This is a genomic window from Streptomyces sp. WAC 01529 (assembly GCF_003945545.1).
Lineage (GTDB): Bacteria > Actinomycetota > Actinomycetes > Streptomycetales > Streptomycetaceae > Streptomyces > Streptomyces anatolicus.
The window spans coordinates 1,864,821-1,887,572 of the sequence record NZ_CP029617.1 but is presented as its reverse complement, the minus strand read 5'-3'; the positions used below and the strand labels follow the sequence as shown (position 1 = coordinate 1,887,572).

The window sequence follows — 22,752 nt, the reverse complement described above, 5'->3', positions numbered from 1 at the left end:
GAACCGGACCGAACCGTACGGGGGACAGGAACATGACGAACGGCCGACTGGTGCTTGAGAGGTTTCCCGCGGGCGGGCCCCGCGGGTCGTGGCCCGCGGAGGAGTTCGCGCGGGCCCGCCGCCAGGAGGGGCAGCCCGCGGAGGTCGTGATGGACCTCGCGTCGGACACCTTCCAGGTGATCGTGCGCGAGCCCGAACCAGTCCCGTAAGGGCCGCTCGGCCAAGAGCCCCTCAACCCAGCGGAGCCCCCGCCCCCACCCGGGACCACCCGGGTGTCGTCCCCGTCGCCCGGCACAGCGCCAGATACAGCGGAATCGGCGGGGTGTAGGGCACATCGCCCTCGGGCCGATTGATCAGCACAGGCGCCCGGCGGCCGCCGTCCCGCACGACCGCGCCCGCCGAGTAGGCGACCGGCGAGGGCCACTCCATGGCGACGTCGGAGTCCGCCGGAACGATCCACCACCAGCGCGGCCCGTCCTCGTACACGCACCCCACACGGGGCAGCCGCGCCATCAGCCGGGGCCCGAGCGCCGCCGGCACCGCCACCGCGTCGCGGCCGAGCGGCTCGGTCATGCCCTCGGGCAGATCGAGCCGCAGGGGCGGGGGTGGCGGGACCCCGGCGCGCTGTCGCCGCCGGGAGAGCCGGACCAAGGTGTTCAGATCCAACGGCCGCACCATTCCCGCGTTCACATGCCCCCCGCCCGCGTCACTGCCACGCTCGACTCACCCGTTCTCCGCACGTGCCGACGCTGTCGTTCCGGTCCACGCCGTCACTGGCGGTACTTCGGTACTCGGTACTCCGTACTCGGCAATCCGTACTCGGTACTTCGGTGTTCGGTACTCAGGTACTCCGGTCTACGCGAACCCCGGCGCTCCCGCCGCCGTCCGCCGCAACTCCGCCCACACCGTCCGCCCGATACCGGGCCCCGCGTCGTGGACGCCCCACGCACTGCTCACCGCGTCGACGAGAAGCAATCCCCTCCCGTGCTCCTCGTCGGCTCCCCTGTGCACCGGGCGCGGTACCCCTGAGCCGCAGCCTTCGTCACGCACGGCTATTCGCAGTTTCTCCGGATCCGCGCAGAGCTCGCAGATGATCCGTTGGCTCGCGGTGTGCACCACGGCATTCGTGACCAGTTCGGAGAGTATGAGGGCCGCCGCGTCGCAGGCGTCGTCGTCCCGCACCGCCCACTCGCCGAGCCGCACACGCATCAGCCGTCTGGCTTGCGCTACGGAGCCCGGTCGCGGGGCGAGGGCGAAACTGACGCAGACCTCGGCAACGCTCACAGGACGTTCCTCGGCGGGATCACCAAGACGGCCTTCGGCGGCTTCGGTTCCTAACGGCGCGGGCGGAGTCACGCTCTCCACTATCGCCCCGCCCCGAACACCTTGGCAAGACCCACTCTGAAATGTGCACAGTGGCGTATTCCTTCGAGACAGCTCATGGCACACTGCTCGCAACAGCTCGCGTCGCGCCATGAGTTCCGTATGAGTCGTATGAGTCCCCAACGCGTCCGGTGCGAGTTGCGGCAACGCGCAGCCAGGTGGAGGTAGGAGACGTGAGCGAACCGCGGTCCGCGCCGACCGTCGGCCAGGTCGTTCTCGGTCGTCGCCTTCAGGATCTGCGCGAGAGCGCCGGCCTCAAGCGCGAGGAGGCGGCGAAGATCCTGCGCGTCGCCCCCGCCACCGTCCGCCGCATGGAGACGGCCGAGGTCGCGCTGAAGATCCCGTACCTCCAGCTGCTCCTCAAGGCGTACGGCGTCGCCGACGACGAGGCCGACGCCTTCGTGACCCTCGCCGAGGAGGCGAACAAGCCGGGCTGGTGGCAGCGGTTCCACGACATCCTGCCGGGCTGGTTCAGCATGTACGTCAGCCTGGAGGGCGCGGCCAGCCTCATCAGGTCCTACGAACCGCACTTCGTGCCCGGCCTGCTCCAGACCGAGGAGTACGCGCGCGGGGTGATGCGCTCCGGCGCCATCGGCCAGACCCGCCCCGCGGACATCGAGCGGTACGTGGCGCTGCGCATGGAGCGCCAGACGCTGCTCACCCGCGAGGACGCGCCCCGGCTGTGGGTGGTGATGGACGAGACCGCGCTGCGCAGACCCGTCGGCGGCCCCGAGGTGATGCGCGAGCAGCTCGACCGGCTGCTCGAAGCCACCGAGATGCCCCATGTCACGCTCCAGGTCGCGCCGTTCGCGGCGGGCCCGCACCCCGGGACGTACGGACCGTTCGTGCTCTTCCGCTTCGCCATGGCGGAGCTGCCCGACATGGTCTACAGCGAGTACCTGACCGGCGCCGTCTACCTGGACGCGCGCAAAGAGGTGGCCACCCACCTGGAGGTCATGGACCGCATGGCGGCGCAGGCCGCCACGGCACAACGCACGAAGGACATCCTCCGCGATGTCCGCAAGGAGCTGTGACATGGACCGACATCGAGCCGGAACGCGCCCCGCCGGTCCGCGTTCACCCGGGGCCCGCGACGACTCGCGCGCCGAGTCACGCGGGGAGTCCCGCATCTACAACGGCATGCCCGCCCGGGACCTCGGCACCGACGGCTGGCACAAGCCGTGGAGCGGCGGCAACGGCGGCAACTGCCTGGAGGCCATGAAGCTGGCCGACGGCAGGGTCGCGGTGCGCCAGTCCGCCGACCCCGACGGCCCCGCGCTCATCTACACGCACGGGGAGATCAACGCGTTCATCCAGGGCGCGAAGGCGGGCGAAGCGGACTTCCTGCTGTCGTGACCGCCCTCGCCGACCGCCGCTTATCCATGGAGCTGCCATGACCGACCCGTCGTACATCGACACGAGCAAGCCGCACCCCGCACGGATGTACGACTGGTTCCTCGGCGGCAAGGACAACTACCCGGTGGACGAGGAGATGGGCCGCCAGCTCGTCGCCATGGACGGGCGGGTCCTGACGACGGCGCGGGCCAACCGCGCGTTCATGCAGCGCGCCACGCGCTGGCTCACGCACGAGGGCGTACGGCAGTTCCTCGACATCGGCACGGGCATCCCGACCGAGCCGAACCTCCACCAGATCGCCCAGGGGATCGCCCCTGACGCGCGCGTCGTCTACTGCGACAACGACCCCATCGTCCTCGCCCACGCCGAGGCGCTGCTCCGCTCGACGCCGCAGGGCGCCACCGAGTACATCCAGGCGGACTTCCGCGAACCGGAGAGGATCCTCGAAGAGGCCGCGCGGGTCCTGGACTTCGACCGGCCGATCGCCCTGTCGCTCGTCGCGCTGCTGCACTTCATCGCGGACGAGGACGGCGCGTACGACCTGGTGGACCGGTTGATGCGGGCGCTGCCGTCCGGCAGCCACCTGATGCTGTCGCACGGCACGGGGGAGTTCACCCCAGAGACGGCGAAGCAGGCCGCGGAGCTGTACGAGGCGCGCGGCATGACCCTGGCGCTGCGTACGCGCGCCGAGGTGGAACGCTTCTTCGAGGGGTACGAGATGGTGGACCCCGGAGTGGCGGTCATCGACCACTGGAAGCCGGAACTGGGCGCACGGATGCCGGACATGGGGGAGGGGCCCACGCCGGGGTACGGGGCGGTGGGGCGCAAGCGCTGAGGTACGGGGCGCGGGCGCTGAGGTACGGGGCGCTGGGGCGCGCACGCCGAGGGCGCTCGGCGTGCGGCGTCCGCTCACGCCGTCAGCGGGCGGTCGTACGGGGTGATCGGGGCCGGAAGAGCCGTCGCGCCCGTCAGCCAGTGGTCCACCGCGGCGGCGACCGCGCGGCCCTCCGCGATCGCCCAGACCACCAGTGACTGCCCGCGTCCGGCGTCCCCGGCCGCGAAGACACCGGGGACGTTCGTCGCGAAGCGCGCGTCGCGGGCGAGCGCGCCCCGCGCGTCGAGGTCCACGCCGAGCTGGTCGAGCAGCCCGCCCGGCGCGCGCTCGGGCCCGGAGAAGCCGAGGGCGAGCAGCACCAGATCGGCCGGAAGCTCGCGTTCCGTACCCGGCAGCGGGCGGCGCTCCGCGTCGACCTCGGTGAGGTGCACCGCCCGGACCCGGCCCGCCGCGTCGCCGCCGAAGCGGAGCGTGGACGCCGCGAAGAGCCGCGCGTCGGCGTCCGCGAGAGGCGCGGTGCGCAACTCTCCCGCCTCCTCGTGCGCGGCGGAGAGCCGGTAGAGCCGCGGATACGTCGGCCAGGGCTCCGTCAGCTCGTCGCGGGCCTCACCGGGTCGGGCGTAGATGTCCAACTGCGTCACGGACGCGGCCCCTTCGCGCACCGCCGTCCCCAGGCAGTCGGCCCCCGTGTCACCCCCGCCGACGATCACGACGTGCTTTCCCACGGCGGAGAGCGGCGAGGCCTCCAGGTCGCCCTCGCACACGCGATTGGCCAGCGGCAGATACGCCATGGCCTGCTCCACGCCCCTCAACTCCCGCCCCGGCACGTCGAGTCCGCGCCAGGCGGTCGCGCCGACGGCCAGTACCACCGCGTCGTGTCGGGACCGCAGCTCCGCCGCGCCCACATCGCGCCCGACCTCCGTCGACGTACGGAACCGCACGCCCTCGGCGGTCAGCTGCCCGAGCCTGCGCTCCAGGTGGCGCTTCTCCAGCTTGAACGCGGGGATGCCGTAGCGGAGCAGGCCGCCCGCCCGGTCGTCGCGCTCGTACACCGCGACGGTGTGTCCGGCGCGCGTCAGCTGCTGTGCCGCCGCGAGCCCGGCCGGGCCCGAGCCGACGACGGCCACCGTCCGCCCGGAGTGCCGGGCGGGCGCCCGCGGCGGGGCGAGGCCGTCGGCCCAGAGGCGGTCGGCGATGGCCACCTCGACGTTCTTGATCGTCACCGCGGGCTGGTTGATCGCCAGGACGCAGCCCGCCTCGCAGGGGGCGGGGCAGAGGCGGCCCGTGAACTCGGGGAAGTTGTTGGTGGCGTGCAGCCGTTCCGCCGCCGCGTGCCAGTCGGCACGCGAGACCAGGTCGTTCCAGTCGGGGACGAGATTGCCGAGCGGGCACGCCTGGTGGCAGAAGGGGACGCCGCAGTCCATGCAGCGGTCCGCCTGCCGCTCGATCAGGGGCAGCAGGGCTCCGGGGACGTACACCTCGTCCCAGTCCTTCACCCGCTCCCCGACCGGGCGGCGCGGCCATTCCTGGCGTGCGGTGGTGAGGAAGCCCTTGGGGTCGGCCATGGCCTCTCCCTCGCGCAGGGTTTTTGTCACCATACGTCCGTCCGCCGACCGCGGCGCGCGGACGGGGCGCCAGGCCCCGCGGGCAGCCCTCCGGCTCAGGTCAGGGCGATGATGAAGCACGCGGACGCGGCGAGCGATGCCGCCCCGCGGACGTGGTTCCAGGCGGTCCATTCCCGTACGTACGTACGCCAGTACGCGGCACCCTCCGCACTCTCCGGGTCGACCTCGGCGAGGGCGTTGTTGCGCGGGACGTTCGCGGCGACGGTCACCCCGAACGAGCCGACGAGGTGCAGCGCGCAGCCGAGCAGCAGTTCGGTGGTGCCCTCGTCGGGCCAGAGCACGAAGGTCACGACGGCGAGCACCGCGCAGAGCCCTGTCGCTCCCAGGAACACCGCCATGAACGCCGGGCCGACCGCGGTGACGTTGACCGAGTTCATCGCGGCGATGCCCTGGGCCGGGGGCAGCGCGGCCAGGCCCCGCATGACGAAGGTGGAGAACGCGGCGAAGGCCCCGGCGGTGAGCCCGCAGGCGAGCGCCCCGAGCAGGGTGAGGACGAAGTACGGTCCGTCGATCATGGCAACTCCCGCGGTGAGTGGGGCGGTTGGCGGTGACAACTGAGCTGGGCGGGACGCGAGTGATCCTGCACGGCGGACGGTATCGCCACAAGTCAATTGCGGTGGGGCGGGTGGGTGTGCGGATGTGTGTGGCGGGGGTGTGCCGTTGGGCCGGGCGCGTTCCGTGGAACCCTGGCGGCATCATGGGCCTGTGCGACTCGAACCGATCACCTGGGAACGCCTGGCCGACACCCTCGCCGAGCGGCTGCTCGACCTGAAGGCGGCCGACGGAGGCCCGTGGCCCCGCGTCGCCGTGGACGGGGCGCCCGCGAGCGGCACCGGCGAACTGGCGCGGCGGATCGCTGACGCGCTGCGCCTGCGCGGGCGCACCCCGCTCGTCGTCGCCGCGGAAGGGTTCCTGCGGCCCGCCTCGCTGCGGCTGGAGTACGGGCACCAGGACGTGGAGGCGTACTACAGCGGGTGGTTCGACACCGGCGCGCTCTGGCGCGAGGTCTTCGGCCCGCTGGACCCGGGCGGCACGGGCCGTGTCCTGCCCGACCTCTGGGACCCGGCCGCCGACCGGGCGACTCGCAGCCCCTACGTCCCGCTCCCGCCCGGAGGGGTGCTGTTGCTGCACGGGCCGCTGCTGCTCGGTCACTGGTTCCCGTTCGACCTCACGGTCCACGTGCGCCTCTCACCGGGTGCCTTGCTCCGGCGTACGCCGGAGGGGGAGCGGTGGACGCTGCCGGCCTTCGAGCGGTACGAGACGGAGACGGACCCCGCCGCCACGGCCGACGTGGTGGTGCGGGCGGACGACCCGCGCCATCCGGCGTGGAGCGGCTGAGCGCGAGGCGGGCCGAGCCGAGGGTTCCGGCCGGTGCGGGGAAGTTCCTCGAAAGCCTATCTATATGCACGTGCATATAGATAGGCTGCGGCCATGACCTCGAACACGAGCACGAACCCTGTCGCCATCGGCGAATCCGTCCGTACCCTCCTCGACGGCAAGAACTTCGCCAGCGTCGCCACCCTGGGCCCGAGCGGCGCCCCGCAGAACTCGGTGGTGTGGATCAAACGCGACGGCGACGCCGTCCTGTTCTCCGTCACCGCGGGCCGCCAGAAGGTCCGCAACCTCGAACGCGACCCGCGCATCAGCATCTCGGTCTACGACCTCGCCAATCCCTACTCCTCGGCCGAGATCCGGGGTGTCGCGGAGATCCTGCCGGACGAGGGCAAGCGGCTCCCGCACGAGCTCTCGCACAAGTACCTCGGCATCGACCCCCCGGCGGAGAAGGACGACGAGGTCCGGCTCATCGTCCGCGTGACCCCGCACAAGATCATCACCTTCGCGCCCTGAGGTGGCCGCCCGCTCCGGATGCGTGGCACCGGGAGCGCCGCGAGAATGAGGGGCGCCGGGACCAGCGGCGCGCTCGCGCCGCTCCGGACACTGCCCGGCAACGGGAGGTACCGATGACCACCGCCGGAGACATCATGCACCGGGGTGCCCAGTGGATCCCCAAGCACGAGACCCTGGACCGCGCCGCCCAGCTGATGCGCCAGCTCGACGTGGGCGCCCTGCCCATCGGCGACGAGAGCGAACGGCTCTGCGGCATCCTCACCGACCGCGACATCGTGGTCGACTGCGTGGCGATGGGGCACGATCCGTCCAAGGTCACCGCGGGTGACATGGCCAAGGGCACGCCGCGCTGGATCGACTCGGGCGCCGACGTCGACGAGGTCCTGCGGGAGATGCAGGGCCACCAGATCCGCCGCCTGCCGGTGATCGAGAACAAGCGGCTCGTCGGCATGATCAGCGAGGCCGATCTGGCCACGCACCTCGACGACGACCAGCTCGCGGGCTGGGTCGAGAGCGTCTACGCCAAGAACTAGGGCGCCCCTCCGCCCGCCGTGGCGGTCACAGCCAGCCGCTCCTGCGGAACCCGCGATACAGCGTGAAACAGACCGTCACGACCAGGCTCATGATCAGTGGGTAACCGAACCGCCAGTGCAGTTCGGGCATGTGGTCGAAGTTCATGCCGTACATGCCGCAGACCATGGTCGGTACGGCGATGACCGCGGCCCAGGCGGTGATCTTCCGCATGTCCTCGTTCTGCGCGACGGTCACCTGGGCGAGGTGCGCCTGGAGGATGGAGTTCAGCAACTCGTCGAAGGCGGCGATCTGCTCGGTGGCCCGCTTCAAGTGGTCGTCGACGTCCCGGAAGTACGCCTGTATCTCCGGGGCGATGACCCGCATCGGCTGGGTGGCGAGCACCTGGAGCGGGCGGCCGAGCGGCACCACCGCGCGCTTCAGCTCCAGCAGTTCGCGCTTGAGCTGGTAGATGCGGCCGGGGTCGACCCGCTGGCCGTCCGGGGCGAAGACGGCCGTCTCGACCTGGTCTATGTCCGACTGCACCGCGTCCGTCGCCGCGAGGTAGTCGTCCACGACCTGGTCCGCGATCGCGTGCAGGACGGTGGCCGGGCCCTTCGCCAGCTGATCGGGCGTCGCCTCCAGCTCCTCGCGGAGCGGGCCGAGTGAGCCGTGCCTGCCGTGCCGGACCGTGATGACGAAGTCATGGCCGACGAAGACCATGATCTCGCCGGTGTCCACCACCTCGCTGGTCGCGGTCAGCTCGGTGTGCTCCACATAGCAGACGGTCTTGAAGACGGCGAAGAGCGTCTGGTCGTACCGCTCGACCTTCGGGCGCTGGTGCGCGTGCACCGCGTCCTCCACGGCGAGTGGGTGCAGGTCGAACAGATCGGCGATGCTCGCGAACTCCTGCTCCGTCGGCTCGTGCAGCCCCAGCCAGACGAAGCCGTCGCTGGCCTTGCGGACGCGCTCCACCGACTCGACCAGATCGCGGCCGGGCGGCTGGCGCACCCCCTTGTGGTACGTCACGCAGTTCACCACCGACGAGCCCAGCGGGGAGCGGGCCGGGTGGCTCAGGTCGACACGTGCGCCGCGGCGGCCGAGGCGTGCCACTCTGCGGAGGCCTCCGACCTTCCGCAGACCCGGGACCTTTCCCAGGCTTCCGACCTTGCCCAGACTCCCGACTTTCCGCAGGTTGCCTGCCATCGACATGTGGGGCTCCTCGCGCTGACGACGTGACGTGCCAGTCTGCCAGCACGGCCGCGCACTCCGCGGAGGCCTGTGGGAACGGAGTACTCCGTTCCGGAATGGCCGGTTCTGCCTCCCGGGAGCAAGCCGGGCAAATGGGATGATCGCGGCATGACGCGAATCGACGGTCACCTTCTGGATCCCCGGCAGCTCCCCGACCCCCGTCAGCTCTCCGACGCGCGGCAGGCCGAGTCGAAGCAGCACTTCGCCGCCTATGCCGCCCTCTTCGACCCGACGACCTTCGGGCACATCGAACGCCTCGGCATCGGCCCCGGCTGGCGCTGCTGGGAGGTGGGGGCGGGCGGCACCTCCGTGATCTCCTGGCTCGCCAAGCGGGTCGGCCCCACGGGCCGGGTCCTGGCGACGGACATCGACACGTCCTGGCAGACCAGGGCCGCGCGCTCGCCCCTCGTCGTACGTACGCACGATGTCGCCGCCGATCCGCCGCCCGTCGAGGCGTTCGACCTCGTGCACGCGCGGCTGGTCCTGGTCGATGTCGCGGACCGGGAGCGGGCCTTGGCGTCCATGCTCAGGGCGCTGCGGCCCGGCGGCAGGCTCCTGATCGAGGAGGCTGACCTCACGCTCCAGCCGCTGGCCTGCCCCGACGAGCACGGTCCCGCGCAGGAGCTGGCCAACCGGCTGCGCCACGCCGTGCGCACGCTGCTCGCGGGGCGCGGGGCGGATCTCGCGTACGGCCGCCGGCTGCCGCGGCTGCTGCGCGAGGCGGGCCTGCGCAATGTGGAGTCCGACGCGTACTTTCCGCTGGCGTCACCGGCGTGCGCGGCGCTGGAGACGACGACACTCCAGGGACTCCGCCAGGACCTGATCACCGAGGGCCTGACCACAGCCGACGAGATCGACCACCACCTGTCCAACATCGCCACCCCCACGATGGACGTGGCAACGGCCCCCTTGATCTCCACCTGGGGCAGAAAACCGTAACCCTCCCCCCAACAACCGCCCGAGCCCCCAGGGCTCGGGCCACAACAGCGCCCCAAAGGGGCGCGAGGAACGGCGCGCTCAGCCCAAGAAGACCCGCAGGCGAGGAACGGAGATCCGCGCCCCAAAGGGGCGCGGGGAACGGCGCGCCCAGCCCCAAAGGACCCGCAGGCAAGGGACGCAGATCCGGGCCCCGAAGGGGGTGCGGGGAACGGCGCGCTCAGCCCAAGAGAACCCGCACACAAAAGACCACCGAGCCAAAGCGAACCCCACCCCTAAGGCGCCCCGCCAGCTATCCGCAAGGACGACCCCCCACCCGCCCCACAGCCACCGCCCCCGCCCGGCACCCCGCCTCCACCGCGCCCAAAACCCCCGCCCCCGTCAGCCACGCCGCGAGAAACCCCCCGGTAAAGGCGTCCCCCGCCCCCGTCGTATCCCGCACCCCCGAGGCCCCCACCCCCGCGGAGGCCCACCCGAGCACCTCACCACCCCGAGCCGCCACCGCCCCGCCCGCGCCCGCGGTCACGACCACCAAGGGAAACCGCCGACTGAGCTTCGCCGCCGCGTCCGCGGGATCCGGCAGCCCCGTGAGCAGCTCCGCCTCATCCCTGCTGGGCAACAGCACCGCCACCCCCTCCACCGCCGCCAGAAACCACTCCACTCCCCACTCCCCGAGGAACCCCACCGACGCGGGATCCACACTCACCGGCACCCCACCCGCGCGTGCCGCCGCCAGCGCGTCCCCGGCCGCCGCCCGGCTCGGCTCGGCGAAGAAGAGATAGCCGGACAGGTGCAGCCAGGCCACCCCGTCGAGCAGCGCGGGCGACCAGTCGGCGGGGGAGAGCCGCAGCGCGGCCCCGCTGTCCGTGAGGAACGTCCGCTCCGCGCCCGCGCCGACGTCCACCAGGCAGATCACCGTCCCCGTCGGCGCCTCCGGATCGACGACGAGCCGGGACCGCACCCCCGCGCGCGTGAGCGCCGCCTCGTGCCACGCCGCGGAGTCGGCGCCGACCCGCCCCAGGAGACGTACGTCGGGGCACCCCCCATACGCGGCCCAGCACGCCACGTTGGCCCCCGCGCCCCCCGGCACGGCACGGATGGCGGCCGCCGTGTCGGTGCCCGGCGCGAGCGGCGTACGGTGCCGGGCGACGATGTCCGTGACGACGTCCCCCACGACCAGCAGCCCCCCGCCGGGGTGCGGTATCGCCCGCACCCTCAGCGCCCGGCCCAGGCCGCCGCGACCCGCCCCGCGAGCCGCGCGTTGCCGCGCACCGCCGCGAGGTTCGCCTCCAGTGACGCCCCCTCGGTACGCCGCACCAACTCGCCGAGCAGGAAAGGTGTGATCGCCTGCCCCGTGATGCCCCGCTCCTCGCACGCCAGCAGCGCCTCGTCGAGCACGCGCGCGTGGAGCACGGGATCGAGCTGCTCGCCCGTCGGCACCGGATTCGCCACGATCAGCGCCGTCCCGGGCCCGCCGAGCGCGTCCTGAGCCCGCATCACCTCGGCGACCTCCCCGGGGGAGCGCAGCGCCCAGTCCACGCCGTGCCCGGAGTCGGTGAGGTAGAAGCCGGGGAAACGGTTCGTCCGGTATCCCGCGACCGCCACCCCCAGCGTCTCCAGCCGCTCCAGGGTCGCCCCCACGTCCAGGATCGACTTCACGCCCGCGCACACCACCGTGATCCGGGTACGGGCGAGCAGCCCCAGGTCGGCCGACTCGTCCTGCGTCACCGCCCACCCCCGATGCACGCCGCCGAGCCCGCCCGTGGCGAAGACCCGCACACCGGCGCGCGCGGCCAGCAGCGCCGTCGCCGACACCGTGGTCGCCCCGCTCGCGCCGGTCGCGACGGCCAGCGGCAGATCGCGGTGGCCCAGTTTGCGGAGGGAGTCGTCGTGCGCGACCCGCTCCAACTGCTCCTTGTCCAGGCCGACATGGGGGCGCCCATCGAGGACGGCGATCGTCGCGGGGACGGCGCCCTCATCGCGTACGACCGCTTCGAGCTCCTTCGCCACCTGGAGATTGCGCGGCCTCGGCAGGCCGTGCGCGATGATCGTGGACTCCAGGGCCACCACGGGCCGCCGCCGCGCGACAGCCGCCTCCACCTCGTCGGACACCACCAGCACGGGCCTGCCTCCTGCCTGTCGGGTCTCCCCTCATCCCTGGCGGGCGGCGCACCCCGTCAAACCCCCGCCGGGCCGTCACGGAGAAGACCGACCCAGGCACGGAGCCCGCGCGGCCCCCGGCTAGGGTGACCGGCCATGACCACGAATGATCAAACCGCTGCGTCTTTTGCCGTGCACATTCCGGATGTCGAGCTGGAGGCCGAGCCCCTCGACCCGGAGCAGATCGTCTCCGGTGAGCCCGTGGTGACCGGCAAGGTGCTGTGGGAGTCCGCCGACGGCAAGCAGCTGCGCGGCATCTGGCAGATCACGCCCGGCGTGGTCACCGACACCGAGGCCAACGAACTCTTCGTGGTCGTCAGCGGCCGTGCCACCGTCGAGGTCGAGGGCGGCGACACCCTGCGGCTCGGCCCCGGCGACGCGGCCGTACTGCGCGAGGGCGACCGTACGACCTGGACGGTGCACGAGACGCTCCGCAAGGCGTACCACATCACGCTGCCCTGATCCTCGGCCCCGCCCCGGGTGGCCCACCCGCGGGTGTCACGCCTTCTTGACCGCCACCGCCCTGCGCAGAGTGAGTGCGGCCAGGGGCAGCACCACGCAGACCCCGACGACGTTGAGCCAGCCGTAGCTCGCCCGCGCGACGATCAGGCCCGCGAGCGCCCCGCCGATGCCCGCCGCCGCGTTCATGGTCAGGTCCGAGAGGCCCTGCACGGCGGCCCGGGCCGGCTGCGCCACCGAGTCGGTGAGCAGCGCGGAGCCGGCCACCAGGCCCGCGGACCAGCCGAGGCCGAGCAGGAAGAGCCCGGCGGCGGTCCGGCCGTGGCTCGGCCCGGCCGTCCCGGCGAGCAGCGCGGCGCCGCACAGCAGCCCCACCGCCAGGCCGATCACGGAGAGGCGCCCGAACCGGTCGGCGAGCCAGCCCATCACCGGCGAGAACGCGTACATGCCCGCGATGTGGCCGCTGATGACCAGCCCGACCAACTGCAGGCTCGCCCCGTGGTGCCCCAGGTCGACCGGGGTCATCACCATGATGGAGACCATCACCGTGTGCGAGACGGCCACCGTCACCAGCGCGAGGCGGGCCATCGGCGAGGCGGCCACCGCCGCGATCCCGGCCCGCAGCGAACGGCTCTGCGCGGTCCCTTCCTCGTGCGGGGCCATCGCACGGGCGGTGAGCAGCGGGTCCGGGCGCAGCAGCACCGCCACCACCAGCGCGGCGACCGCGAAGATCCCGGCCGCGAAGAGGAACGGCCCGGCCTCCTCGGGAATGGACGTGCCGGAGAAGGCGCGGCTCGTGGGCGCGGCGATGTTCGGGCCGAGGACCGAGCCGATGGTGGTGGCCCAGATGACATGGGAGATGGCGCGGCCCCGCCGCTCGGGCTCGGCGAGATCGGCCGCCGCGAACCGGGCCTGCAGAGTGGCCAGCGAACCCGCGCCGAAGGCCGCCATGCCGAGCAGCAGCAGGGGGAAGCTCTCGACGACCGCGGCCAGCACCACGAGCCCCGCGCCGAGCGCGCCGATCACATACGCGAGGACGAGCCCCGGGCGCCGTCCGCGGGACGTCATCAGCGCGGCGAGCGGTAGCGAGAGCAGTGCCGTACCGGCCACGGAAGCGGTGGGCGCGAGACCGGACAGCGCCTCCGTCCCGCTGATCTCGGTCGCGAGCACGGGAGCCAGCGCGATGCCGATCGGAATGCCGAGTCCGCCCAGGATCTGACTGGCGATCAGCACCGCGGTCGTACGGCGGCGCAGGGCGGGCAGCGCCTCCGGCGCGGGTATGTCAGGGGCGTCGACGGTGTTGGTCACTGACGCAGTGTGCCAGGGGCGGCACGGGCGGGGAACAGAGCCGCGGGGTCCGGCACCTCACCTGCGGGTGCCCGGAGGTGCGGGACCTCAGAACAGCGGCTGCGGAAGCACCCCCTCCAGCGCGAGCAGCCGCCGCTTGGTCTCCAGGCCGCCGCCGAAACCGCCGATGCCCCCGTCGCTCTCCACCACGCGGTGGCACGGCACCACGACCGGCAGGGGATTGGCGCCCATCGCGATGCCGACGGCCTGGGCGGCGCGCGGCTGGCCGACGCGGCGCGCCAGGTCGCCGTAGCCCACCACCGAGCCGTACGGCACGCCGGAGGCCAGCTCGCGCAGCACCTGCCGGTTGAAGCCGGATATCAGCGACCAGTCGAGCGGCAGCTCGAAGCCGCGCCGCTCGCCCGCGAAGTACTCCGCGAGCTGCCCCGTCGCCTCGGCGAGCGGGGGCGACTGCGGGGCGTGGGCCGGCTCGGTACCCAGCCGGGAGCCGAGCCGGTCCAGCGTCCTGTCCCGCACCTCGTCCGTGGCGTGGAAGGCCACCGTGACGAGCCCCTCGCCGGTCGCGGCGAGCAGCAGTGGGCCGATGTCGCTGCCCACGACGGCCCACACGGCCTGGCGCCGGCCCTCCTGGCGCTGGTCCTCGTTCATGCCGACCACCGTACGGCGGCCCACTGACAACCCTGACAACGCGCCGAGCCGAGCCCGGCCTCAGAAGCCGCGCAGTGCCCTGCGTACGACGTCCGGGGTGTTGGTGATGATCCCGTCCACGCCGAATTTCGCGGCGCGCACCGCGTTCGGGGCGTCGTTCACCGTCCACGTGAAGATCTCGAGGGGCTTGCCGTGCGGGCCCCTGAGCGCGTGGATCGCGGAGACGTAGTCGGCCGAGATGGACGTGTGCGTCGAGTTGATCTGGTCGGAGAAGCGCGCGTACGCGGGCAGGTCGGCGACCGCGGGCGTGCCGAGGAAGCCGGTCTTCACATCCGGCCGCAGCGCGTGCACGGTCCGCACGCTGTTGGCGCTGAAGCTCTGGATGACCAGTCTGTTGCGTACGTGGCTCTTGTCGAGCCAGCCCGTCTCGCGCAGCACGCGCAGGCCCTGGTACTCGATGCCCGGGTACAGCTCGGGCTTCTTGAACTCGAAGACGAGGCTCTGGTGGTTGCGCGAGACACGGTTCATGTACTGCCTGAGGGTCGGCACGCGCTCACCCGCGTACTTCGGGCTGAACCAGCTGCCCGCGTCGAGCCGCGCGATCTCCGCCGCCGTGAAGTCCGCGACCTTCCACGGGGCACGGTCGGGGAAGACCTCCTCGACGTTGGTCGTCCGCTTCAGGTTGTCGTCGTGCATGATCACGAGTTCGCCGTCCTTGGTCCGCTGGACGTCGTTCTCGACCCAGCGGAAGCCCATGTCGCGCGCCTTGTCGATGGCGGCCAGGGTGTTCTCCGGGGCGTACGCGGAGGCGCCGCGGTGGGCGACGACCAGCGGCCTGCCGTGGTGGGCGGCCTGCGGCGCCGCGGGCGCCTGCGCGGAAGCGGGGGCGGAGGGGAGGACGAGTGCACAGGCCCCCAGGAGGGCGGCGGCGGTGGTGGCAGCGGCAGCGCGTGCGAACACGGGTACTCCTCGCGTCGTGAGATCGCGGACCGGTCGAGAGTGACAGTCCACGGCCAACGGGAAACAGGTGCAGGATGGCCACAGATTGAACGGAGTCACCAAAGTCGAGGACCCCGCGCGCGGGTAGCGCGATTCTTTGCCGGAAAATCGTTCTGGCGTCCCGGCGTGAGCTTTACTCTCTGCGTCAGCCGACGGTCTTTCAGATGGCCGACGGTAGGGGGTGTATGGGACGTTTCGGGGCATTTGGGCACAACAGGCGGGAGGGCTACCGCGCATGCAGGGCACGGTCGACGGGTTCAGCTACGGAGTCGTCACCCCGGTGGTGGCCTACGTCATGGCCTGCCTCGGGGGAGCGCTCGGGCTGCGCTGCACGACCAGATCGCTGCTCGTCGCCCACTCCTGGCGGCCCGGCTGGCTCGCGCTCGGCTCGGCCGCGATCGGCTCCGGGATCTGGACCATGCACTTCGTGGCGATGATGGGCTTCACCGTCAAGGAGGCGCCCATCCACTACGACAAGGCGCTGACCTTCGCGAGCCTCGCCGTCGCCATCGTCATGGTGGGCATCGGCATCTTCATCGTCGGCTACCGCGGCGCGACCGGGACCGCCCTGTTCACCGGCGGCACCATCACCGGCCTCGGCGTGGCGTCCATGCACTACCTGGGCATGGCCGGTATGCGCCTTCGCGGGACGCTGGAGTACAACACGCTCACCGTCGCCGCGTCCGTCGCGATCGCCATGGCCGCCGCCACCGCCGCGCTCTGGGCGGCCGCGCAGGTCAGAGGCTTCCTGTGGAGCCTCGGCGCGAGCCTCGTCATGGGCCTGGCCGTGAGCGGCATGCACTACACCGGAATGGCGGCACTCAGCGTCCACCTGCACGGCTCGGGAGCGGCCCCGCCCGGCGACTCGCCCGCCGAGATCCTCGCGCCGATGATGATCGGGCCGCTCGCCTTCCTGCTCCTCGCGGGCGTGATCGTCATGTTCGACCCGCTGATCCTGATGGGCGGCCGCCATCCGGACCCCCGGAGCGCCGCGAAGGGCGCGGGGCCCCGCCGCCCCTACCCCGTCCCCCGCTCGGGCGACCGGCACGCCGTGCCCCGCCGCGGGACCCGCCGGCGACCGGGCTCGCGCACCCCGCAGAACTGGTGACGCCCGCGCGGACCCGGTGCGCTCACCCGCCTCGGAACCCGGCTCTCACCCGCCGCGGAACCGGTGGCGGAGCCCTGCTGAGCGGCTGATCACGCCCGGTTGTCAGTGCTGGGTCGTACGGTGGATTCCATGCGGCCCGTATCCAAGATCGAACGCACGGTGGCACCTTTCGAGGTCGTCAGTCCCTACCAGCCCAGCGGCGACCAGCCGGCGGCCATCGCCGAGCTGGAGCGGCGCATCCTCGCCGGTGAGAAGGATGTCGTCCTCCTCGGCGCGACCGGCACCGGCAAGTCGGCCACCACCGCGTGGATGATCGAGAAGCTCCAGCGCCCCACCCTAGTGATGGCGCCGAACAAGACACTGGCCGCCCAGCTGGCGAACGAATTCCGCGAGCTCCTGCCGAACAACGCGGTCGAGTACTTCGTCTCGTACTACGACTACTACCAGCCCGAGGCATACGTCCCGCAGTCGGACACGTACATCGAGAAGGACTCCTCGATCAACGAGGAAGTGGAGCGCCTGCGCCACTCCGCGACGAACTCCCTGCTGACCCGCCGCGACGTGATCGTGGTCGCCTCCGTCTCCTGCATCTACGGCCTCGGCACCCCGCAGGAGTACGTGGACCGCATGGTCCCGCTCAAGGTCGGCGACGAGATCGACCGCGACCAGCTGCTGCGCCGCTTCGTCGACATCCAGTACACGCGCAACGACCTGGCGTTCACCCGCGGCACCTTCCGCGTCCGCGGCGACACGATCGAGATCTTCCCGGTCTACGAGGAACTGGCCGTCCGCATCGAGATGTTCGGCGACGAGATCGAGGCGCTCTCCACCCTCCACCCGCTCACCGGCGAGGTCATCAGCGACGACGACCACCTGTACGTCTTCCCGGCGTCGCACTACGTGGCGGGCCCCGAGCGCCTGGAGAAGGCGGTCACCGGCATCGAGAAGGAGCTGACCGAGCGCCTCGCCGAGCTGGAGAAGCAGGGCAAGATGCTGGAGGCCCAGCGCCTGCGCATGCGCACCACGTATGACCTGGAGATGCTCCGCCAGATCGGCTCCTGCTCCGGCGTCGAGAACTACTCGATGCACTTCGACGACCGAGCCCCCGGCACGGCCCCCAACACCCTCCTGGACTACTTCCCCGAGGACTTCCTCCTCGTCCTCGACGAGTCGCACGTCACGGTCCCGCAGATCGGCGCGATGTACGAGGGCGACGCCTCCCGCAAGCGCACCCTCGTCGACCACGGCTTCCGCCTGCCGTCCGCGCTGGACAACCGCCCCCTGAAGTGGGAGGAGTTCCTCGGCCGCATCGGCCAGACGGTCTATCTCTCGGCGACCCCGGGGAAGTACGAGCTGTCGCGCGGCGACGGCTTCGTCGAGCAGATCATCCGCCCCACCGGCCTCGTCGACCCCGAGGTCGTCGTCAAGCCGACCGAGGGGCAGATCGACGACCTGGTGCACGAGATCCGCACCCGCACCGAGAAGGACGAGCGCGTCCTGGTCACCACGCTCACCAAGAAGATGGCCGAGGACCTCACCGACTACTTCCTTGAGCTGGGCATCCAGGTCCGCTATCTGCACAGCGACGTCGACACTCTGCGCCGCGTGGAGCTGCTGCGCGAGCTGCGCGCCGGTGAGTACGACGTCCTGGTCGGCATCAACCTCCTGCGCGAGGGCCTCGACCTGCCCGAGGTCTCCCTGGTGGCGATCCTCGACGCCGACAAGGAGGGCTTCCTGCGTTCGGGGACCTCCTTGATCCAGACCATCGGCCGCGCGGCGCGCAACGTCTCCGGCCAGGTCCATATGTACGCCGACAAGATCACCCCGGCGATGGAGAAGGCCATCGACGAGACCAACCGCCGCCGCGAGAAGCAGATCGCGTACAACAAGGAGCGGGGGATCGACCCGCAGCCGCTGCGCAAGAAGATCAACGACATCGTGTCGGCGATCGCGCGCGAAGAGGTCGACACCGAACAGCTCCTCGGCTCCGACTACCGCAAGCCGAAGGCGGGCAAGGGCGCCAAGGCCCCGGTGCCCGCGCTCGGCGGCGACGCGGCCAAGGCGGGCAAGGCGGGCACCGCCGCCAAGGCCAAGGGCAAGAAGGGCGAGACCGTCCCGACCAACCGCCCCGCCGCCGAACTGGCCGAGCAGATCGAGGAGATGACCGCGCGCATGCGCGCGGCCGCCGCCGACCTCCAGTTCGAGATCGCCGCGCGGCTGCGCGACGAGGTGTCGGAGATGAAGAAGGAGCTGCGCCAGATGAGGGAGGCGGGCCAGGCCTAAAGGCCTGCGGAAGCACGCCTGGGGGAGGGGAAACGGCGTACTGGCCGGTCTGTTGCAGGACCGCCACAAAGTGCGGCCCGCGGTGCGGCGCCGAGGGCCGCACTGCATAGGGTGCTGGGCAGCCGCAAGAGGCGGCTGCCCAGGCAGTTCGAGAGGGGACAGCGCGTGACGGTCAACATGACCAAGGGTCAGGCCATCAGCCTGCAGAAGGACGACGGGGGCGCCCTGTCCGCGGTGCGCATGGGACTCGGCTGGCAGGCCGCCCCGCGCCGCGGTCTGTTCGGCTCCCGCACCCGCGAGGTCGACCTGGACGCCTCGGCGGTCCTCTTCGCCGACAAGCAGCCCGTCGACGTCGTCTTCTTCCGCCACCTCGTCAGCGACGACGGCTCGGTGCGCCACACCGGCGACAACGTCGTCGGCGGCGTCGGCCAGGGCGGGGACGACGAGGCGATCCTCGTCGACCTCCAGCGGATCCCCGTCCACATCGACCAGATCGTCTTCACGGTGAACTCCTTCACCGGCCAGACCTTCCAGGAGGTGCAGAACGCGTTCTGCCGCCTGGTCGACGAGACCAACGGCCAGGAGCTGGCCCGCTACACCCTCGACGGCGGCGGCCAGTACACCGCCCAGATCATGGCGAAGGTCCACCGCGCGGGCACCGGCTGGCAGATGACGGCCATCGGCAACCCCGCCAACGGCCGCACCTTCCAGGACCTGATGCCGTCGATCCTGCCGCACCTGTAAGCCACATCCGTACTGAGCCACATCCGTACGTAGGAGGGGGACGAGCGATGACGGCCGAGCTGGTGCGGGGGCAGAACCATCCGCTGCCCGGGACCCGCCTGGAGATCCGGATCTCGGCCGGCAAGCCGATCGTGGCGGGGGCCACGCTCGGCGACGACCGGGGCAGGGTCCGCGGCGTGGAATGGGTGGCCCACCCGGGCGCCCCCACCCTGCCCGGCCTGGAGGTGTCCAGGCAGGCGGCGGCCGACCACCGCCTCGCCGTGGACCTCGGCGCGCTGCCGGGCACCGTCCACCGGGTCAGCGTCCTGCTCGCCCTGCCCACCGGCGGCGCGGGTCCGGTCAGCTTCCGCGCCCTCGCCGCGCCCTTCGTCGCGGTCACCGGCCTCGACGGCACCGAGATCGCCGGGTACACCATCACCGACCTCGACGCCGAGTCCGCCGTCGTCGCCCTGGAGCTCTACCGCCGCCAGGGCGCCTGGAAGGTCCGCGCCGTCGGCCAGGGGTACGCGGGCGGTCTCGCCGAGATGCTGACCGACCAGGGCCTGCCCGAGGCCCGCGCGCTCGCCGCCGCCATCGACGACGCGGTCGCCGGCGGCCTGGCCCGCTCCGTGTCCGCGCCCCCGCCCCGCCCCGCCGACGACGCCCGCGTGCGCACAGCCACCCAGGACCACGCGGGCCCCGCGCGGACACAGCCCGCCCCACCGCCAGGGCCCGCGCCTGCCGACCCCCCGGCCACCGGCGGCCCCGTCGACTACACCCACCCGGGACGCCAGACCACCGCGCCCCCGCCCCCGGCACCGGCCGTGCCCCAGGCCCGGCCGGGAGAGCCCGCGCGGCCCGTCGCGGGCGACGCCACCGGCTGGTCCCTGGAGGAGCGGCTCTACAACCAGGTGTGGGGCATGTTCGAAGACCTGGCCCGCACCACGGCCGCCTACCGCAGCGCCGTCGACTTCGCCGACTCCCGCAGGGAGCAGGAGCTCGACAAGGTCCTCGACGACCCGCGCAGCCGCATCGGCGGCGCCGGTGACGCCGCCCGCGAGCGAGCCCGGGCCAAGCACACCGACCTCGTCGGCCAGGCCAGGGCGGCACTCGACCGGGACCTCGCCCAGCTTGCCGCCGAGGCCGACGTCGTCGAGCCCGCCCTGCCCCCGGCGTTCGCGGCCTGGAGCAGCCCCGTGTGGCACGCCTATCGCGCGCCCATGGAGATCCCGATGGCCGTGCGCCTCGGCGACCTCCACCTCCCCGAGCGCACCGGGCTGCGGATCCCCATGCTCGTACGGTTGCCGCTGGAGCGCGGTCTGTGGATCGACAGCGGCAAGGCACTGACCAACCACGTCACCGACTCCGCTCAGCTGCGCCGCCTCGCCATGGACACGGCGGTCGCGCACGCCGCGCGGCTGCTCGCGGCCTACCCGGCGGGCGAGTTCCAGGTGCACGTCATCGACCCGGCGGGCTCCGCGACGGGCGCCCTGGCCCCGCTCGTGTCGGCCGGTGTCCTCGCCGGGCCCCCGGCCTCCGGCGCGGCCGGCGTCGCCGCGGTCCTGGCCAAGCTCACCCAGCGCGTCGACCTGGTCCAGATGGCGGTCCGCGGCGGCGCCGCCGACGCGCTGCCCCCGGACCTCGACACCGCCGAGCAGCTCCTGATCGTCAACGACTTCCCGCACGGCTTCGACGACCGCGCCGTGACCCAGCTGCGCTACCTCGCGGACGAGGGCCCGGCCGTCGGCGTCCACCTCATGATGGTCGCCGACCGGGAGGACGCCGCGGAGTACGGCCCGCTGCTCGACCCCCTGTGGCGCGCGCTCCTGCGGCTGACCCCGGTCCCCGACGACCACCTCGCCGACCCGTGGGTCGGACACACCTGGACGTACGACCCGCCGGTCTTCCCGCCGGGCAGCCGCATCCTGCGGCAGGTCCTCGACCGGGTCGCCACGGCCCGCCGCAATGGCGGCCGCTGAGCCGGCCTGAGCCAACCTGAGTCGGGCTTGGCTAAGCGGCGGCCCTGAACTGGGGTTTTGGCTTTTGTTTGCCATCGCCTTTACCAACCCTTGGTGTTTCACGTACTCTTCTACCAGCGGAGGGGAGTACTCCCGGCTGCGACGTACCCGTCAATACGGACCGCCATCGGTCCCGGGGCGTCGGCCCGATTCATGGCGGTGACCGCCTCGGGTGGAAGAGACCTCCGGCAGCGACGACGCTGATCAGTAGCCGTACGAAGCCGGAGGCGCAGTGGACGTTTCAATGACCCTGTGGGTAACGACCGTTCTAGGTCTGTGTGCCCTGATCGCGGTCGACTTCTTCATCGGGCGCAAGCCCCATGACGTGTCGATCAAGGAAGCCGGAACATGGACGGTCGTCTGGATCGTCCTCGCGGCGCTCTTCGGCGTCGGCCTGCTGGTCGCCGGTGAGAGCCAGGCGTCCGGCGAGTTCTTCGCGGGATTCATCACCGAGAAGTCGCTCTCCGTCGACAACCTCTTCGTCTTCATCCTGATCATGGCGAAGTTCTCGGTCCCGTCCCACCTCCAGCAGCGCGTACTGCTGTTCGGCGTGCTGATCGCCCTCGTCCTGCGTGCGATCTTCATCGCCGCCGGCGCCGCGGTCATCGCCAACTTCTCGTGGGTCTTCTACATCTTCGGCGCGTTCCTGATCTACACCGCCTGGAAGCTCATCCAGGAGGCGCGTGCCGACGAGGAGGAAGAGGACTGGGAGGAGAACCGCCTCCTGAAGTCCATCGAGAAGAAGTTCGGCGTCTCCGACCGGTATGAGGGCACGAAGCTCTTCATCCGGAAGAACGGCAAGAAGATCATGACGCCGCTGATGGTCGTCATGCTCGCCATCGGCACCACCGACGTGCTCTTCGCGATGGACTCCATCCCCGCGATCTTCGGCCTCACCCAGGACCCGTACATCGTCTTCACCGCCAACGCCTTCGCGCTGATGGGTCTGCGCCAGCTGTACTTCCTCATCGGCGGACTGCTCAGGAAGCTGGTCCACCTCAGCTACGGCCTGTCGGTGATCCTCGGCTTCATCGGCGTGAAGCTCGTCCTCCACGCCCTCCACGAGAACGGGGTGCACGTCCCCGAGATCTCCATCCCGGTCTCGCTCGGCGTCATCTGCGGCGTCCTGGTGATCACCACGATCACCAGCCTCATCGCCTCCAAGAAGCAGGAGAAGCAGGCGACGGCCGAGGCCGCCGCCGCGGGGGAGACCGAGAAGGACAGCATCGAGGCCTGACGGTCCCACCGGACGCCGCCCCCGGCAGGGGGCGGCACCGAGTAGCGGCACCCGAGCGCCCGGGG

24 protein-coding genes are annotated in these 22,752 nt (G+C 71.8%); 14 read left to right on the top strand and 10 right to left on the bottom strand.

From position 1 onward, the window contains the following. Positions 1–32 precede the first annotated feature (32 nt). A complete protein-coding gene (locus DMA15_RS36580; RefSeq protein WP_164551710.1) occupies positions 33–209 on the top strand; it encodes a hypothetical protein in 177 nt (58 codons plus the stop codon). Between the two features lie 22 nt (positions 210–231). Here DMA15_RS36580 and DMA15_RS08565 read toward each other — a convergent pair whose 3' ends face one another. After that, positions 232–678: a hypothetical protein gene (locus DMA15_RS08565; RefSeq protein ID WP_125517450.1), complete on the bottom strand. Its 447-nt coding sequence runs from the start codon at positions 676–678 to the stop codon at positions 232–234. A 177-nt stretch (positions 679–855) separates the two neighbouring features. Then, complete coding sequence (locus DMA15_RS08560) at positions 856–1,284, bottom strand: ATP-binding protein (protein WP_240659716.1); 429 nt, start codon at positions 1,282–1,284, stop codon at positions 856–858. 272 nt (positions 1,285–1,556) lie between these two features. On the opposite strand from DMA15_RS08560, the gene DMA15_RS08555 reads away from it, so the two are divergent. The 3 genes from DMA15_RS08555 to DMA15_RS08545 are packed head-to-tail and all read left to right on the top strand — an operon-like array spanning position 1,557 to position 3,574. After that, complete coding sequence (locus tag DMA15_RS08555; protein WP_125512130.1) at positions 1,557–2,417, top strand: helix-turn-helix transcriptional regulator; 861 nt, start codon at positions 1,557–1,559, stop codon at positions 2,415–2,417. Between the two features lies 1 nt (position 2,418). After that, positions 2,419–2,739, top strand: a complete 321-nt coding sequence (locus DMA15_RS08550; protein WP_125512129.1) for a DUF397 domain-containing protein — start codon at positions 2,419–2,421, stop codon at positions 2,737–2,739. Positions 2,740–2,776: 37 nt separating this feature from the next. Next, on the top strand, positions 2,777–3,574 hold the full coding sequence (locus DMA15_RS08545; protein ID WP_125512127.1) for an SAM-dependent methyltransferase: 798 nt from the start codon (positions 2,777–2,779) through the stop codon (positions 3,572–3,574). 74 nt (positions 3,575–3,648) lie between these two features. Here the strand turns inward: DMA15_RS08545 and DMA15_RS08540 are convergent, their stop codons facing one another. Together DMA15_RS08540 and DMA15_RS08535 are read right to left on the bottom strand one after the other, a co-directional pair. Further along, entirely contained in the window at positions 3,649–5,139 is a 1,491-nt protein-coding gene (locus DMA15_RS08540) for a glutamate synthase subunit beta (protein WP_125512125.1), read from the bottom strand. A 95-nt stretch (positions 5,140–5,234) separates the two neighbouring features. After that, on the bottom strand, positions 5,235–5,714 hold the full coding sequence (locus DMA15_RS08535) for an anthrone oxygenase family protein (protein WP_125512123.1): 480 nt from the start codon (positions 5,712–5,714) through the stop codon (positions 5,235–5,237). A 190-nt stretch (positions 5,715–5,904) separates the two neighbouring features. Between DMA15_RS08535 and DMA15_RS08530 the strand changes: the two genes are divergently transcribed. The 3 genes from DMA15_RS08530 to DMA15_RS08520 all read left to right on the top strand — a co-directional run bounded on the left by DMA15_RS08530 (position 5,905) and on the right by DMA15_RS08520 (position 7,580). Then, entirely contained in the window at positions 5,905–6,537 is a 633-nt protein-coding gene (locus tag DMA15_RS08530; RefSeq protein ID WP_125512121.1) for a uridine kinase, read from the top strand. A 93-nt stretch (positions 6,538–6,630) separates the two neighbouring features. Beyond that, positions 6,631–7,047 carry a PPOX class F420-dependent oxidoreductase gene (locus DMA15_RS08525; protein ID WP_125512120.1) on the top strand — a complete coding sequence of 139 codons (417 nt, stop codon included), beginning with the start codon at positions 6,631–6,633 and terminating at the stop codon, positions 7,045–7,047. Between the two features lie 113 nt (positions 7,048–7,160). Next, positions 7,161–7,580: a CBS domain-containing protein gene (locus tag DMA15_RS08520; protein WP_125512119.1), complete on the top strand. Its 420-nt coding sequence runs from the start codon at positions 7,161–7,163 to the stop codon at positions 7,578–7,580. Between the two features lie 25 nt (positions 7,581–7,605). Here the strand turns inward: DMA15_RS08520 and DMA15_RS08515 are convergent, their stop codons facing one another. Beyond that, on the bottom strand, positions 7,606–8,769 hold the full coding sequence (locus DMA15_RS08515) for a magnesium and cobalt transport protein CorA (protein WP_125512118.1): 1,164 nt from the start codon (positions 8,767–8,769) through the stop codon (positions 7,606–7,608). 147 nt (positions 8,770–8,916) lie between these two features. Here DMA15_RS08515 and DMA15_RS08510 point away from each other — a divergent pair, with 147 nt between their 5' ends. Continuing rightward, the gene (locus DMA15_RS08510; protein WP_125512117.1) at positions 8,917–9,747 is read left to right on the top strand and encodes a methyltransferase domain-containing protein; all 831 of its coding nucleotides are present in this window, start codon (positions 8,917–8,919) and stop codon (positions 9,745–9,747) included. A gap of 289 nt (positions 9,748–10,036) precedes the next feature. On the opposite strand, the gene DMA15_RS08505 is transcribed toward DMA15_RS08510, so the two are convergent. Both DMA15_RS08505 and DMA15_RS08500 read right to left on the bottom strand, forming a co-directional pair. Beyond that, positions 10,037–10,948: a PfkB family carbohydrate kinase gene (locus DMA15_RS08505; RefSeq protein WP_164551927.1), complete on the bottom strand. Its 912-nt coding sequence runs from the start codon at positions 10,946–10,948 to the stop codon at positions 10,037–10,039. Positions 10,949–10,959: 11 nt separating this feature from the next. Then, the gene (locus tag DMA15_RS08500) at positions 10,960–11,865 is read right to left on the bottom strand and encodes a pseudouridine-5'-phosphate glycosidase (RefSeq protein WP_125512116.1); all 906 of its coding nucleotides are present in this window, start codon (positions 11,863–11,865) and stop codon (positions 10,960–10,962) included. Positions 11,866–12,000: 135 nt separating this feature from the next. On the opposite strand from DMA15_RS08500, the gene DMA15_RS08495 reads away from it, so the two are divergent. Continuing rightward, positions 12,001–12,366, top strand: coding sequence for a cupin domain-containing protein (locus tag DMA15_RS08495; RefSeq protein WP_125512115.1), 366 nt, complete (start codon positions 12,001–12,003; stop codon positions 12,364–12,366). Positions 12,367–12,402: 36 nt separating this feature from the next. On the opposite strand, the gene DMA15_RS08490 is transcribed toward DMA15_RS08495, so the two are convergent. The 3 genes from DMA15_RS08490 to DMA15_RS08480 form a co-directional block, all read right to left on the bottom strand. Then, a complete protein-coding gene (locus DMA15_RS08490) occupies positions 12,403–13,671 on the bottom strand; it encodes an MFS transporter (protein ID WP_125512114.1) in 1,269 nt (422 codons plus the stop codon). Between the two features lie 87 nt (positions 13,672–13,758). After that, entirely contained in the window at positions 13,759–14,319 is a 561-nt protein-coding gene (locus tag DMA15_RS08485; RefSeq protein WP_125512113.1) for a methylated-DNA--[protein]-cysteine S-methyltransferase, read from the bottom strand. Between the two features lie 60 nt (positions 14,320–14,379). Next, positions 14,380–15,279 (bottom strand): glycerophosphodiester phosphodiesterase family protein, encoded by a 900-nt coding sequence (locus DMA15_RS08480; protein WP_125512112.1) that lies wholly within the window; start codon positions 15,277–15,279, stop codon positions 14,380–14,382. 274 nt (positions 15,280–15,553) lie between these two features. Between DMA15_RS08480 and DMA15_RS08475 the strand changes: the two genes are divergently transcribed. The 5 genes from DMA15_RS08475 (at position 15,554) to DMA15_RS08455 (ending at position 22,687) form a co-directional block, all read left to right on the top strand. Then, positions 15,554–16,426, top strand: coding sequence for an MHYT domain-containing protein (locus DMA15_RS08475; RefSeq protein WP_125512111.1), 873 nt, complete (start codon positions 15,554–15,556; stop codon positions 16,424–16,426). 129 nt (positions 16,427–16,555) lie between these two features. Next, on the top strand, positions 16,556–18,709 hold the full coding sequence (gene uvrB, locus DMA15_RS08470) for an excinuclease ABC subunit UvrB (RefSeq protein ID WP_125512109.1): 2,154 nt from the start codon (positions 16,556–16,558) through the stop codon (positions 18,707–18,709). A 165-nt stretch (positions 18,710–18,874) separates the two neighbouring features. Next, positions 18,875–19,453, top strand: a complete 579-nt coding sequence (locus DMA15_RS08465) for a TerD family protein (RefSeq protein ID WP_125512107.1) — start codon at positions 18,875–18,877, stop codon at positions 19,451–19,453. Positions 19,454–19,500: 47 nt separating this feature from the next. Beyond that, on the top strand, positions 19,501–21,411 hold the full coding sequence (locus tag DMA15_RS08460; protein WP_125512105.1) for a TerD family protein: 1,911 nt from the start codon (positions 19,501–19,503) through the stop codon (positions 21,409–21,411). Between the two features lie 271 nt (positions 21,412–21,682). Then, positions 21,683–22,687 (top strand): TerC family protein, encoded by a 1,005-nt coding sequence (locus tag DMA15_RS08455; RefSeq protein WP_125512104.1) that lies wholly within the window; start codon positions 21,683–21,685, stop codon positions 22,685–22,687. The last annotated feature ends 65 nt before the right edge of the window (positions 22,688–22,752 follow it).

Bases quoted from the DNA above. Each gene is read 5' to 3' on its own strand.
- uvrB (WP_125512109.1), top strand. From the start codon at position 16,556: ATGCGGCCCGTATCCAAGATCGAACGCACGGTGGCACCTTTCGAGGTC.
- DMA15_RS08565 (WP_125517450.1), bottom strand. From the start codon at position 678: ATGGTGCGGCCGTTGGATCTGAACACCTTGGTCCGGCTCTCCCGGCGG.
- DMA15_RS08540 (WP_125512125.1), bottom strand. From the start codon at position 5,139: ATGGCCGACCCCAAGGGCTTCCTCACCACCGCACGCCAGGAATGGCCG.
- DMA15_RS08485 (WP_125512113.1), bottom strand. From the start codon at position 14,319: ATGAACGAGGACCAGCGCCAGGAGGGCCGGCGCCAGGCCGTGTGGGCC.
- DMA15_RS36580 (WP_164551710.1), top strand. From the start codon at position 33: ATGACGAACGGCCGACTGGTGCTTGAGAGGTTTCCCGCGGGCGGGCCC.
- DMA15_RS08520 (WP_125512119.1), top strand. From the start codon at position 7,161: ATGACCACCGCCGGAGACATCATGCACCGGGGTGCCCAGTGGATCCCC.
- DMA15_RS08550 (WP_125512129.1), top strand. From the start codon at position 2,419: ATGGACCGACATCGAGCCGGAACGCGCCCCGCCGGTCCGCGTTCACCC.
- DMA15_RS08495 (WP_125512115.1), top strand. From the start codon at position 12,001: ATGACCACGAATGATCAAACCGCTGCGTCTTTTGCCGTGCACATTCCG.
- DMA15_RS08535 (WP_125512123.1), bottom strand. From the start codon at position 5,714: ATGATCGACGGACCGTACTTCGTCCTCACCCTGCTCGGGGCGCTCGCC.
- DMA15_RS08475 (WP_125512111.1), top strand. From the start codon at position 15,554: ATGCAGGGCACGGTCGACGGGTTCAGCTACGGAGTCGTCACCCCGGTG.
- DMA15_RS08510 (WP_125512117.1), top strand. From the start codon at position 8,917: ATGACGCGAATCGACGGTCACCTTCTGGATCCCCGGCAGCTCCCCGAC.
- DMA15_RS08545 (WP_125512127.1), top strand. From the start codon at position 2,777: ATGACCGACCCGTCGTACATCGACACGAGCAAGCCGCACCCCGCACGG.
- DMA15_RS08515 (WP_125512118.1), bottom strand. From the start codon at position 8,769: ATGTCGATGGCAGGCAACCTGCGGAAAGTCGGGAGTCTGGGCAAGGTC.
- DMA15_RS08460 (WP_125512105.1), top strand. From the start codon at position 19,501: ATGACGGCCGAGCTGGTGCGGGGGCAGAACCATCCGCTGCCCGGGACC.
- DMA15_RS08525 (WP_125512120.1), top strand. From the start codon at position 6,631: ATGACCTCGAACACGAGCACGAACCCTGTCGCCATCGGCGAATCCGTC.